This window comes from Vibrio sp. 10N.261.51.F11 (assembly GCF_041471665.1).
Classification (GTDB): Bacteria; Pseudomonadota; Gammaproteobacteria; order Enterobacterales; family Vibrionaceae; genus Vibrio; species Vibrio crassostreae_C.
In genome coordinates, this window is sequence record NZ_JBFROW010000015.1 from 1 (window position 1) to 14140 (window position 14140).

The window sequence follows — 14140 nt, forward strand, 5'->3', positions numbered from 1 at the left end:
GAATAAAAACCTCTCGAGACCTTTCCATACCTAGCCTGACAAAAGACACAGGAGTAGTGACTTAAATATCATTAAATTCAATAGATCAACAATCAATCAATATGAATTCAAATGTGTGATCTAAATAGAACTTTTCATTATAAATCTACTATAGATTGACCAAATCTTATAAAAACAAAAAACACATTAAAGGAGTCAATTTTAAAAACAAAAAAATAATTACAAAAATAACAATATAAAACTATTCAATAACCCTTCATAAATATTTAAATAATGCCATCGGATGGTAGGGGGATTATTGTCTTTGTAAAAAGCTAATAACAAATCTAACAGGGCTAAACGATGAAAAAAATCACTAAAACACTCGTACTATCTTCGATTTCAATTGGGCTACTTTCTTCTTTTGCTTTCACTTCTCAAGCAGCGCCAGTTCAAATTAACCAAGCGTCAGCTGAACAAAACATACCTCAAGTCACCTACGATACGATAATCGGTGAGAATGGCGTCTTTATTGATTTAGATACCGACAACTTTATTCTCAAACAGCAAGAGTGGTATCAGATCCAAGCCTATGTCGAAGGTGCTTTAGCACTGCCTGTGACAGAAGCCAGTATGAAGTCGACTTTAAGTATCCCTAACGACATTCCTTTCTCTAATTTTCAAGCACTGGTCGAGCAATACTCAAACATTCACGATACTGCCTTTTATTGGAAAAAAGACCTTTACCCAAGCATCGTTGGTCTTTCATTAAGCTTGGCCAATTACGCACAAATTAAAGACTACATGCTCACCCCTTTGAGCGATGCTTTGAATGAAATGTTGGCCAAAGCATTCTCGCCCCTGCCGGAAGATATTGAAGCAGTAGAACGCAACAGAAAAATGGCGATTGCTTACCTAAAAAGCCTGCAGAACTTTTCCATGAAATACCAACAAGAAGTGTCTGACGTTGGCGGAAATCTATTGGAATTTTCAGCCACACTGGACACGCAAAAATTGCAGCTAGATGTGTTGGAAGGTACCCATAACGGTTATCTAAGCGATGATGGCAGTGCGCTTCAGCAACGAGTGAATGACATCAATGCACGTATCACTCAACTCAACAAAGATTACACTCACTACGTTACGGTCGCCTCTACCGCAGTGACTTATGCTTGGTTCCCTCTGGTTGCAGGGCCAATTATGGGCGTCTACGGCGATAAAGCAGAAAAAGCACGCAAACTTCGCAACGAATTACAAAACGAAGTAAAAGAGCTTCAAGAGCAGTTAACTTACACGCAAAAGATATATAACTCTTATCATCGCTCTTCGGAGAGCATCGAGATGATTTCTCAGCAAATTGAAAATGCGATTCCACATATTAATAAGCTGAAACTGAATTGGCAAAAAATGAACGCCGACTTCACCTCACTGCTCGTTGCACTAGAACAAGCTCAAGATAATGCCGATATCATGAGAGACGATACCATGCTTGGTGCGATAGGCGCTCTTGCGAATACAACAGTTGCAGAAAGTAACTGGAGTAATATTAGTGAGAAAGCAAAAGCGTTCGCAAACAATGCATATATCCAAAAAATGGATTAATCCCTATACCTATCGAAAAGTAGCGTGACAGATAAAATCGACGCTATATACAGAAACGCTATACACAACAACTAAACTGCTAAAAATATAACAAGATAGCCAAATTACCTTCCGAATAAGAAACCGCACCTTAAGAAAATTAAGGTGGCGGCTCCTGCTACCCAAAATTTGGTGACTACTAATTTCGACAGGACATAAATATGAGACTTCTACCTATTATTATTTCTCTTTCATTTTCTCCACAGGCTTTTTCTAGCGACTGGCTTGAACTGAACAATTTACCCAATTCAACCGAATACCCAACCTGGGTTCAATCTGCCTATTCCGATGTTGGCGTCCTATCGCGTTCAACATCCGATTTACACATCAACCTAAGTGACTGGATTGCAGAGCAGAACCTCTATGTCACTAAGCCTTCAAAAGTTGTCATTTTTGCAGATACGATTGAGGTTCCAGAGAACTTCAACTTGCTCGTAAATAACCAAAACATCCTGATTTTTGCGCGTAAAATCGTTGGCCAAGGCACGCCGACATTTGTGCTCGGACAACAAGGCTCTGCTGCCTCAATTTCTGTGATTGCGGGCGAGATAGAGACACCGATTAATGTGCTCGCTTTCCAAAGCGATGGCAGCATTACACGAGACGCTCTAGCAGGAAAAACTGGCGATGGTGAATCTGTAGTATTAGCAGGAGAGCACTACCGAAGAACCACCATCGACTCGAACATCACAGGGCAAATGAAATTGGCTTCTGAGCCTTTTACAGACATTGTTAATCGTTCTTTTGATATGGCCGCCAGCTTATACGATACCAACCCAGAACTTAGCCTCGACCTCATCAACTGGGTTGAGCAGAGCTTACGTTACTCAGGTTCAGTGGTAGAAGACGACCCAATCCTTTCAGACCTTTACTTGCAAACCGTCGCGTTCAAACAATTCATTAGCTTCAGTACCAAAGAGAGCCACTATGTACCTTATCTCGATAAGGTGTTGTACCAAGATAAATACGAAGCGTATCTGAAAGCGATGGTCGCGTATCAAGCTCAATGGAACATTATTCAAGATAGAAACACGGTCATTGAAGACAAGATTGCAGCGGCTAAGTTGGCACTCGCTAACATCGAAGACGTTCTTAGAGCACAAACTTCAATCATCACACAAACCCAGTCCAACATAGACAAGATAGGCGATAGCCTGACCGAAGTAGATAGCCAATACAAAGCTCAGGAGTTAGTGACTCTCGATGCAAGAACGACTTATCTAGTTGGCGTAGAGAATTGGAAAACCCAGCAGCAACTCAACGCAGCTTTGGCGATTTTCAAAGCAATAGCCGAGATTGGCAGTGCAGTGAGCGGCGTGTTCACAGGCAACCTTTCAGGGGTCAATGACCTAACCGAGCAATTGGCTAAAACCCCAGAAGCATTAGAAAAAGCGAAAAACCTCGTCACCAATATCAAGTCTGTCACGGACATTATTGATAGCGTCACCAAAACGATTTCTGGTATCTCTCAGCTCACCGCGGATATTAAATCAACCATCAAGTTCCAGAAGATATCCGAAGCGATGGATGGCTTTAACTTCAACATCCCAACCATCAATGAAAGCAACTTAGCGTGGGATCTGATGATCACCGAGATCCGCAGCAACTTAAGATATGCCGATAGCTTAGGAATTAAAGGGACAAGACAGTACTTACTAGAGCTAGAGAAACAGGTGCTTCTGGGTAAGGCAATTAACATCACCCAGCTTAACTTTGCTCAGGAACAAGCAAAGCTGGTCGACTTACTGTTAACCAATAACGTAACCATCAATCAACAGCAAAGACTGAATGATGCAATTGGGGGTTACCAGGTAGACACCGACAGCTTCGATTCGATTGAACGTGAACTATCAAGAGTGTTGATGCACTTCAAACGTCCGATGTACGTTGCTTTATCTAACTATGTTCAGGCATACGAATATTGGGCATTGAAGCCAAGCGAGATCACGCCTTCTCTCAACAAAAGCTACTTGGACTACCAATTTGATTTGGCGTCCATCGAAAGTGAGTATGTGAATGCTCTGTCTTCTTTCCAACCCGCGCCACAAGATTTCACCATCGATAACTACACCATTTCCAGCCCAGAACAACTCGAAAGCTTTGCAACAACCGGACAGCTCAACTTCTCTATTCCATTAGAGCAAGTCCAACTCTGTTCGTTTGACCGCGTTAGGCTATCCACGGTACGAGTGTTCTTAGAGGGTGAAAACTTACCTTATGGCAAGCAACTCAACCTGCGTGTCTCCAGTTCAGGCAACTATGCCGATCGATACGAAAATCAAGATTACCAGTTCAGCTCTAACCCCGTGTCACGCGCGTTCTACTATCGCCTAGATGATCCAACCACCAACGACATCAGCATCATTAGCGATGGCGCCGTAGCGAATGAGTTCGAATACGCGTACTTCCAGCCCACCCCATTCACTTCATGGAATGTCACGCTTAACAACTTTGATAAAACCGAGCAAGCGAACAACCAGTACCTAAAAGATATCGAACAGATTCGCGTCGAATTCTTAGGTAGCGGTATTCCTAATGGCAATAGTTGCTCTAATTAGTTAAGTGCTACTTTAATTAATCAAGATCTTCTCTAACTAACCAAGTGCAACCTCAATTAACCAAGTTTTGCTGTCATCCAAAGAACTGAGGTTCAAGGAGTAAGGTTCTGGAGAGAGTTCGTAACAAAAAAGGCCGACATGATGTCGGCCTTGTTAACTTGACTAGATAGATCGAGTAATAACAACTCGGCACTGAACAGCTAGCCAGATTTCGACTTAGTTGTACGCTCGAGCAAGTATTCCCTGTCCCTGATATTCATACATTCCAGCATCGTTACTGATGAACACTGACTCACCTGAACTCAGCATTAATTTGTGCTCTTTAGTTGAAATCGTTACCTCACCACCGATACAAAATAAAATCTCTGCGCTCCGTAGATACTGTTGGCTGATCTCTTCGCTCACTGACAAGATGTCGAAGCCGAAATCATCAACAGGTATAGGGAAGCTCAACTTGTCTTCTTTCTCGATAGGTTTCAGTTTGATGCCTTCGATATCCGTCGTTTCAAAGCACGTATTATCAATCAATTCAGGTACATCGATAAACTTAGGAGTGAGACCTGCACGTAACACATTATCTGAGTTCGCCATAATCTCTAGCCCAGTGCCTTCGATATAAGCATGCGGGGTTTCGGCATGCAAAAACATTGCTTCACCCGGTGCAAGCTCGATTGTGTTCAACATGAGTGGCGAAAACAAACCAATATCATCGACATAATGCTGTTCAAAGCCTTTGCTGTACTGTAATGCTTCACGCCCCATAGCAGTCTTCGGTCTACGTTCATAAGCTGAATACAACTGCTCTAACGCTAACTTTTTTCGCTCACCTTCAAGTGTCATCACCGAGGTAAAAAACACTTTCAAGCCTTCGCTGTTGGGATTAATTGCTAGTGCTGATATTTCAATATCCAGTGCGCTAATTTCTGCTTCTTTAAACAGCTCTATAATTTGCTGAATAGGCCTAAAACCATTCATAGCTTTGTAGAAAGTCAGCGCATAAACCAGCTCAGGTTTATGGTTAGGATCTTTGTAGTTTCGATTCGATGCATCCAAACTAATGCCTAGCTTATTCTCTCGTTCAAAACCAAGCTGGGCCTTTTTCTTACTTGGGTGTACTTGTATCGATAGAGGGGTTTCTGCCGCAAGAACTTTAAACAAATAAGGTAGCTCGCCGAACCTTGCTTCCGTGTATTCCCCAAACATTCCCTTGCTGTCTTGGCTTAAAACCTCCGATAGCAACTGGCCTGTATCAGCAACTCTTGAGCAGCCTCTAGGGTGAGCCCCCATCCAAATCTCAGCTTGAGGCTCGGCGTTAGGGTTTTGAATATCAAACAGTTCAGAAATAGACTGCTTGCTTCCCCACGGGTAATGTTGAATAACATTATCTAATTTAAATAAAGACATAGATATTTCTTTGTATCACTTGCAAGTAATCAAACATAGTCAACTACTTAGCATTAATCATTGACGCGCCCAGCTTGAGGGTAGCAGCGATATTTCTAGACGTTCGAGTCACGTTCATACTCGCCTCTTGAAGCACTTGTTCAAGACTTTGCGGTGAGCGAACGGAGGCAAAAGCACTGTCGATTGTGGCGTATAAATCATCGATTTCAGAACCTAAAGAACCTGCAATTCCAATCACTGGAATCGACTTCGCCTTAGCTCGCTTAGCAATGCCAAATGGCGCTTTACCTTGCAGGGTTTGGTTATCCATTTGACCTTCGCCCGTAATCACCAGATCTGCCTGTTCTAAAACCTTATTTGCGTCTAACGCATCTAAAATCATCTCAATTCCAGGCTTAATTTGAACATCAAATAACAAGGAGACACCCAAAGGGGTGCCACCCGCCGCTCCGAACCCAGCGCTAGAACAACGGTCGACACCAGTTATTGAGTAAGCAACGTTGGCAAAATTAGATAAACAACGCTCTAATTCAGCAATCAAACTTGAAGACGCTCCTTTTTGAGGACCAAACACCTCACTAGCTCCATTAACCCCAACAAGTGGGTTCGCAACATCGCATGCCACTATGAATTCCACTTGCTTACAACGGGGGTGAACACCAGACAAATCGATGCGGGCAAGATTAGAAAGCGCAGCACCGCCTTTTTGTAATTCGTTACCTTCGCGATCCAGTAGCTTTCCACCTAAGGCCTGTACGATACCAGCCCCACCATCGTTGGTTGCACTACCACCTAGGCCAAGCATTATTTTGCTCACCCCTAGATCTAATGCTTCACATATTAGCTCGCCAGTACCATAGGTAGTGGTCGCTGCAGGGTTACGTTGAGAAACATCAAGCAGATCTAAGCCTGATGCCGCCGCCACTTCAATTAAGGCAGTACTGCCGTCATCAAGTAGCGCCCATTGAGCCGTCACACCACAGTCGAGTGAATATAACTTTAGCGGCCCGGTCACAGGCGAAAGTCGTATCTCGCCCTCTAAACCTTGCATCAATATGTCAACCGTTCCCTCACCACCGTCGGCGAGAGGGAGGTGTACGTATTCAGCTTGTGGAAATACTTGAACAAAACCTTGTTCAATGCATTCACAGACCTGCTTAGCTGTCAGTGACTCTTTAAATGAGTCAGGAGCAATCACTATTTTCATCGAAGATATTCACTCTAAAGCAGTAAGAACAAAAACGCTGATATGACCAGACCAATACCCAAAACTACTGGGTAGGCGATTTGACTAATGTCCTTCGCCATTTCCGGCTCTTCTTGCTTCTGAGACTCAGAGTCTGACTTTGTTTCACTGTGAGTATTACTCGCGTCTTGAGAACAGTCGTCTTCTGAACCGAGCAACTTCATAATCTGTTGAGTCGAATTCGCGGCTAGTAACTCATCTCTGAAATCATCATCAACAAGAGAGGAGGTTAACGTAGTCAGTACTTCCATATGCGTTGAGCCAGCCTCAGCTGGCGGTATGGCAATCAAGAAGACCATATTTACTGGCTCATCACCATCAATGCCTTGCCACATCAACTCGTCTTTCACAAAAGCACAAGCAAAAGTAGGTTCAATAACCGCAGCGGACTTACCATGAGGCACTGCTAAATACTCACCGAGCGCCGTTGGGCCCTCGCTCTCTCGAAGCATTACTGCATCTAAAAACTGTTGTTTATTGGTTAACTTACCTGCTTGGTCAATTTTATCAGTCAGTGCTTCAATCGCTGCGAATCGATCGTTAAATACCGCATCTAATAGAATCAAGTTTTCAGATGTTAGGTTAGATAGTTTCATGCGCTATTCCTTATGACTCTTTAGCCAAACAAATTGATACGGTTTCAATGTAAAGACACTTATTAACTGCTCACGACTAATCAAGTCATAACCACCAGCATCAAGGCAAATCTCTTGCGGCGCCTCACTTAAGTTCAAAACGAAACGAATGGATTCATCTCCTTCGCCGCGCTGTAATGCAAACACCTTGTCACCGAGTGACAGAACTTTTTGGTTCGCAAGTGGGGAAAATGCAGGTTGAGTTTTACGCAACCTCACCAACTCAACCATTTGGCTGTAAACTTGTTGGCGCAGTGAACCGGCTTCTGCTAACTCCGCCTCCAACTCATCTAAATCGAACTTCTCACGATTGATTCTGCGGTTAATACCTGATTCAACCATTCCGTTAATATCATTCTCACTACCCAATAAACTGTGGTAGTAAATGGCAGGTACACCAATAAATGACAGCAAGATAGATTGAGCCGCCAAAAATTTTCTCGCTTTGTCATCATCACTATCGGAAGCTTCAGTTAACGCACTTAAATAATTGATATTCAATTCATAAGGAGACTGAGAGCCATCACTATTGTTTTTATAGTTTACGCGGCCACCTTTACGCTCAACCTGTTCACACATCAACAAGCGATCTTCGTTGGTCAGAATCCCTTCCGTTGGGCGAACACCGACACCGTCATGACTCGCAAGGAAGTTAAAGTAAGTTGTCTTATTCCCTTGCTGCAGTGAGGCCATGGCTTCTTCGGTTAGGCCTTTCGCCCATTCGGTCAATACAGAGCTGTTTTGACTCATGAAAGCATGCAGAGTCAAAGGAGGAAGCGGAAATTGGTACACCATGTGCGCTTCATTGCCTTGCCCAAAGTAAGAAATATTTTCTTTGTGTGGCACATTCGTTTCAGTGATCAATAACGCGCCGGGAACCGTCTCATCAAAGATGATTCGCCATAGCTGGATAATCTGATGCGCTTCCGGCAAATGAATACACGTGGTATTTAACACTTTCCAAATAAAGCCAATGGCATCTAGGCGTATTGAACGGCCACCGTTTGCTGCATACATCAATAAAATATCGATACTTTCTAGCAACACTTTCGGGCTGCGGAAGTTAATGTCAATTTGGTCTTCAGAGAAGGTAGTCCACACATGAGATGTCTCACCCGAAGCCTTACTAAACGGTGTCAGGAGCGGTAAAGCGCGGGGGCGCGTAACACTCGAGTAGTCCAGGCTTGGGTCAGACTCAACAAAGTAATCTTGGTATTGCACATCGCCCGCTAGGTAACTTTGAAACCAATCACTGCTTTTTGAGATGTGATTGATCACGCAGTCGTACATCAAATCAAAGTTCTCAGACAAGGCATTGAGGTGTTCCCAGTCGCCCAATTTCTCATCAACTTTTCGATAATCAACCACACTAAAGCCGTCATCAGAGGTGTACGGAAACATAGGTAGAATATGGATGTTGCTGATTGAGTCTTTTAAATACTTATCAGCAAAAACCTTCATGCTACTCAACGTTTTTTCATCGTTACGAGCAAAGCTGTCACCGTAAGTAATCAAGTAAGATGTATGTTCATTCACCCACGGTGCGTATTGCGGAGCGCTTGGTTTCCATTTCTCAATTAAGACTAAGATCTCTTTAGTAATTGAATTTGCATGCTCTTTGCCATAAATATCAGCAACTTTATTGAAAATCATTTGTTCAATCATGTTCTTAATCCTTATCGAGCAACGTTAAACGTTACGCGTACATCAATACTGTTGTTGGGCTTAACAACACAACTCTGTCCACCAGTATCGATTCCAGAACCTGTGTACAATTTTGGCTGTTCTCGGTAATCCACCAACTCTATTTGTTTGAATTGCCCAAACGCATTTAAATCAAGGTCGACTTCCGAATCCGTAGGATTAAATAATCGGATAATCACTGCTTCTTTTTTATAAAAGGAGTGACCAATACTCGATAACTCTAATGCTTGAGTCATCGACAACAGGCTAAACGAGGCCAAACGGTCACGTGCGTCGAACCGCACTTGGAAACGCTCTAATCGATTCTCAAAACTGTTCAGTGTTTGTTTTTGGTAGCTAAACGGCACATCGAGATATTGGCGCTCTAGCTTACGCACCGTGCTGTGGTGCGCATCTTCAGTAAGAGCGAGAGCAAAACTAAATTGCATGGATTTTTGTAATTGAGCATCCGGTGTATGAACAACCGTATTATTGATGCCAGAAGCTCGGCCAGGTCGCCACGCTAGATCATCTTTTCCAAGTACACCCGTTGATTTAAATAGAGTGAGCGCAATCTTGTCTGAGTGCTCCCCTTTAATAACTTGGAACTCTTTAAGGCCGCTGCCATTAATGACTAGCGCTTTGTTTTCGTCGGATAGTGCTACGGAACCATCAGTGGTTTCTACATCAATTGGGCACTCACGGAAGCTTTTCTCCCAACCAGAAATCGATGGTTCGACAGGTCGCTCCATCAAAGCGAATGGCTGAGTACTGATCGAAGTGTTGGTCTGAACATCAGAATTGACCAAGACACGCACTCGATGATCTTTTGCTTGGTTAACCGTGACAATGCTTACAAAGAGTTGCTGGTTTTCTTTGCAAAGCGTTAACCTCACATCAAACACCGCTTGGTGATCATTTTGATTCGCGACGCGGGCATCAAGATCAACAGGGATGTCTAATGTTGCTCGTACCTTCATCACTTGTTCGGTGTCACCAATCTGCGTCTCAATAAGTTCAATCGTTTGGTTATAAAGTGGTGTATCACCTCTTAGTGGCGAGAAATCATAAGAGTCACCGTCGTCCGCCTGCTCCTCAACCGTGAGAAGTTGAGGAATAACACGGTTGGTATTTTTGTCGACTAATTGAAGTTGACTCCCCTCACACGTCAACATAAGAGAACCGTTCTCTATCGACGTTTGATCTCGTACTTCAACTTTGCGGTTGCTTTGATTGCTTCCCTGAACCTCAAATACCTGATATCCCATAGCAGGTAAATCATTCACCGAAATGTTTAACTCAAAACGGTAGTAAGGCGGCACGGATACTTCTTTCTCACCATCTTTAGTGACCTCAATGACCTTGCCACCATCTAAAGTTTCACGTTTGATCACTTCGATTGCGCACTCTTGTTCACCATCGGTAATGGCGATGTTCTCATGCGAACTGAATACAACCGCTTTAACGAACCCCGTGTATGGTTGAAGTTGTCCGTTGAACAACATCAACTCGTCATCGTGACAACTGCTCGCAATCTCTTTGATCACTAAGTTATATAAGCCGTGACAGATTTCTTGAGCCTGTTTGAGGCGGTGCATGATATCGGCGTTAGTCGCATCACTGTTACAACCACCAATGCTATCGTGCGCGTGGCATTCAAGAATCTTCTTCCACGCGATATCAATCAGCTCTGTGTGTACCGTGATGCCTTGCGCTTTAGCTATAGCAACAACCACTTCAAGCTTCTTAATTAGGAACTGCTCAATATCAAAGTTAAGCTTCTTGATGTCGTATCGAACGGATCCAATCGTCTTGTGAATTCGAGCATAGCGCGGGGCTTTAAATTCACCGTCGTAAGTTTCGAAACTATCACTGTTAGCTCGCAGTACATCGACGAATGCTTCCATCGATGAGATTGCGTATACGTCGTTGTCTGGAGAGCGCTGCGTTGCTGCCTGTAACGTTTTTGGAAGCTCAGGATCAATATTGACTTGGTCACCACCCGATGGGATCAGCACTTCATTCAAACCAGAAAGTGATTTGATTTTCTCAACCATTGGGAAGATTTTTTTGTCTAAATGCTTCGATGTTGCAACCATATTCTTCGCAGCACCATAACCGTGTACCAAGTTATAAGCATAAATTTCATCACCACCAGCCGAGCGCCAGTTAAAGTTCGAACGCTCTACTTGTTGGTCGTAGTCAATGCCTCGCCAAAAGATGATGTTATCAATACCGATGCCTTTAAATAACGTTGGCATTTGCGCGTTGTGTCCAAAGGTATCAGGCAAGTAGCCAACCTTCATGCTGTGCCCTAAGCTTTCGGCAATGTGCATACCGTATTTCAGATTACGGATAATCGATTCACCAGCGACGTTGTAAGTATCCGTTTGGGTATACCAAGGACCAATGAATAGTTTCTTATCCACGACCAACTGTGCCAAGCGCTCACGCATGTGTGGTAGGACTTTAAGGTAATCCTCAACAATTGAAGACTGACCATCTAGGTGATAACAGCTGTATTCTGGCTGATCTTCTAGCGTTTCAATCACTTTAGTAAAGTTGTATGCAGCTAAGACGTCACTGTCTTGTTGAGTAAAATACCACTCACGATCCCAGTGTGTATGCGGAATTACATGAATTTTAGTCATTGATTTATCTCGACTTGTCTTAATTTGAATAAAGGAGAAGTACTTACTCCCCCTCTTTAATTTTGAATAATGAAGCTACCTACTTAGGCATTGCTCGGCTGAGGTTTAGTACACAGCAAGAGTGCTATCGCTATAAACCCTGAACCAACGAACACAGATAATGTGTAGCTAATTGGGTCTGAAGACAGGAACCACCCCCAAACAGCGGGTAGAGGCAAGCTTTGGAAGACATTAAGAACCACAGCTAATTGAGTACCTATAACTGAGCCAAGGATCATGATTGGAATCATCTTAGGATTCTTAAGAATGAACGGAATTGCACCTTCTGAAATACCGATCATGCCAAGCATTAAAGAGGTTTTACCTACGGTTTGTTCTTCTGGAGTAAACACACGTTTGCGGAATTTTCCATCTAACATCGCCGCTAAGCCAACTCCGATAGGTGGAATCACGATACCCAGTTCACGCGCTATTAGGTCAAAGCCTTCACTCATACCATTGAGGCCTAGTGCAACCGAACCAGCAGCTTTGTTTATCGGACCACCTAAATCAAATGCCGTTCCGGCAGCTATCACCATTGAGTAGATACCTCGGCCTGCGTCACCAGCTTCAGTAAAGAAATGGACCATTGCGAGATTAAGTGCACCAAAGAATGGGTTAATCGCGTACTCCATCGTTAACACCATGACCACGCCCGTCACTGCAGGCACTAACAGCATAGTTTTCAACGTTGTAAGATCGGTTCTTACCCGAATAACATCATTTAGATAGCGAACCAAATAGCCGACGATGAAGCCAATCGCTATCGCGCCAAAGAAGCCCGAGGGAGCCCAGCCTTCCAAGTCGAAAAATCGTTTGTACGGCTCGTCTGTCATCAAACCGCCAATGAAGGCGGGAATCAGGGCTGGTTTACCCGCAATCGAATAGGCTAAGTAACCAGCAAAAATTGGGTACATAAACTTGATCGTCATAAAACCAAGCTTATCCAGTGTCTCAATTGGCGTACCCGAGATATCAACAAACTCGCCAGTAATTTTCGCCACGGCCATCAGCAAGCCACCCAATACCACCACAGGTAACATGTAGCTGATACCTGTCATAATGTGACCTATCGCAACTTGGTAAGCCGATCGTTTCTCATCATGAATCTCAACGTCCACATCCGATTTCTCTTTACCACGTAAGAAAACGGTAGGAAGTAAATCGTCGACACGCTTAATGAGCTCTTGAGTACGAACTTGAAGTGGGTTCGCATTGTCAAAACGCTCCATATCCATAATTGGCACATCTACCGCTAATACAACACCGTCGGCAGTGGCGATATCATGTGCCGTTAGCTTGTTCTTAACACCATCGCTACCTTGAGTTTCAACCTTAACTTCATAGCCTTGCTTCTCAGCCCAACTCTGAATTTTTTTAGCTGCCATGAAAGTATGTGCAATGCCTGTAGGGCAGGCGGTCACTGCAACCAGTTTTTTCTTAGCCATGGTTTAGTACCTTGTAATTATCAACTGCAGCCAGTATATGAAGCTGGAATGTATGACGACACAGTTTCGTGGTACAAGTGACGTATCACGATACATCTGTGATTGAAGTCATGGTATTTTTCTCGTTTTCCCGCGTAATATTGATAGCCTATTCAATAATAGCTGAGAGCAATGAACACATTTCAAGGTATAGAACGTGCGATTTATGAATACTTGATCAGCCACGCCAGTGAACTTCAAGATATTTCCGCCAAAACCATTGCAAATAAAGCCTTAACGACCACAACTTCGGTTAACCGTGTCTGTAAAAAGATGGGCTACGCAAGCTATACGGAGCTACGTTACAAGTTAGCAAGCGAACTAAGACAACAAGTAACTGAACCGTCGAATGAAACGAATCTGCAACAGATTATTGGTGTAGCCAATACACTCAAGTCGTCACCAGTGGTGTATTTATACTCACGTGGCGCGTCCATCGTGAGTGTTAGCTATCTTTCTCGATTTCTGTCGTTAGCCAATGTGCCTCACCTGGTGATCACAGACATCCATCAACTGACTCGAGCTGAGCTCGGTACCCTGCTGCTTATCAGTAAATCTGGCGAGACTAACGCTGTGATTGAAATGGCACAAAATGCAAAACGAAAAGGGCTCAAGGTGCTAGGGATAAGCCACAATGGATCAACGCTCGACCAAGTTTGCCACTTAAACGTCGCGCTGGATGAGCAGGTAGATGGTATTTCTTTGTATGGTAGGGAGTCTCAGATACACACATTGCAAATCATCGACCAAATAGGTAAAGAACTGCTGACTTTTTAATATCAATCTTTCAGTTCTCCCAATCGAGTAGGAGGAGGCC

At 43.5% G+C, this 14140-nt stretch carries 9 protein-coding genes; 3 read left to right on the plus strand and 6 right to left on the minus strand.

Annotation, left to right across the window (positions count from 1 at the left end):
* Positions 1-342: 342 nt before the first annotated feature.
* On the plus strand, positions 343-1581 hold the full coding sequence (locus AB4351_RS05705) for an alpha-xenorhabdolysin family binary toxin subunit A (protein WP_136978295.1): 1239 nt from the start codon (positions 343-345) through the stop codon (positions 1579-1581).
* A 200-nt stretch (positions 1582-1781) separates the two neighbouring features.
* A complete protein-coding gene (locus tag AB4351_RS05710) occupies positions 1782-4178 on the plus strand; it encodes a hypothetical protein (RefSeq protein ID WP_136978294.1) in 2397 nt (798 codons plus the stop codon).
* Positions 4179-4394: 216 nt separating this feature from the next.
* Here the strand turns inward: AB4351_RS05710 and manA are convergent, their stop codons facing one another.
* The 6 genes from manA to AB4351_RS05740 form a co-directional block, all read right to left on the minus strand.
* A complete protein-coding gene (gene manA / locus AB4351_RS05715) occupies positions 4395-5582 on the minus strand; it encodes a mannose-6-phosphate isomerase, class I (protein ID WP_108093588.1) in 1188 nt (395 codons plus the stop codon).
* 43 nt (positions 5583-5625) lie between these two features.
* Positions 5626-6789 carry a glycerate kinase gene (locus AB4351_RS05720; RefSeq protein WP_136978293.1) on the minus strand — a complete coding sequence of 388 codons (1164 nt, stop codon included), beginning with the start codon at positions 6787-6789 and terminating at the stop codon, positions 5626-5628.
* A gap of 14 nt (positions 6790-6803) precedes the next feature.
* Positions 6804-7424, minus strand: a complete 621-nt coding sequence (locus AB4351_RS05725; RefSeq protein WP_108093586.1) for a fructose PTS transporter subunit IIA — start codon at positions 7422-7424, stop codon at positions 6804-6806.
* 3 nt (positions 7425-7427) lie between these two features.
* Positions 7428-9128, minus strand: coding sequence for an alpha-amylase family glycosyl hydrolase (locus AB4351_RS05730; RefSeq protein ID WP_136978292.1), 1701 nt, complete (start codon positions 9126-9128; stop codon positions 7428-7430).
* Between the two features lie 11 nt (positions 9129-9139).
* On the minus strand, positions 9140-11797 hold the full coding sequence (locus AB4351_RS05735) for a glycoside hydrolase family 38 C-terminal domain-containing protein (RefSeq protein ID WP_136978291.1): 2658 nt from the start codon (positions 11795-11797) through the stop codon (positions 9140-9142).
* A gap of 83 nt (positions 11798-11880) precedes the next feature.
* Entirely contained in the window at positions 11881-13284 is a 1404-nt protein-coding gene (locus AB4351_RS05740) for a PTS fructose transporter subunit IIC (protein ID WP_017089726.1), read from the minus strand.
* 171 nt (positions 13285-13455) lie between these two features.
* On the opposite strand from AB4351_RS05740, the gene AB4351_RS05745 reads away from it, so the two are divergent.
* Positions 13456-14100 carry a MurR/RpiR family transcriptional regulator gene (locus AB4351_RS05745; RefSeq protein WP_108093583.1) on the plus strand — a complete coding sequence of 215 codons (645 nt, stop codon included), beginning with the start codon at positions 13456-13458 and terminating at the stop codon, positions 14098-14100.
* The last annotated feature ends 40 nt before the right edge of the window (positions 14101-14140 follow it).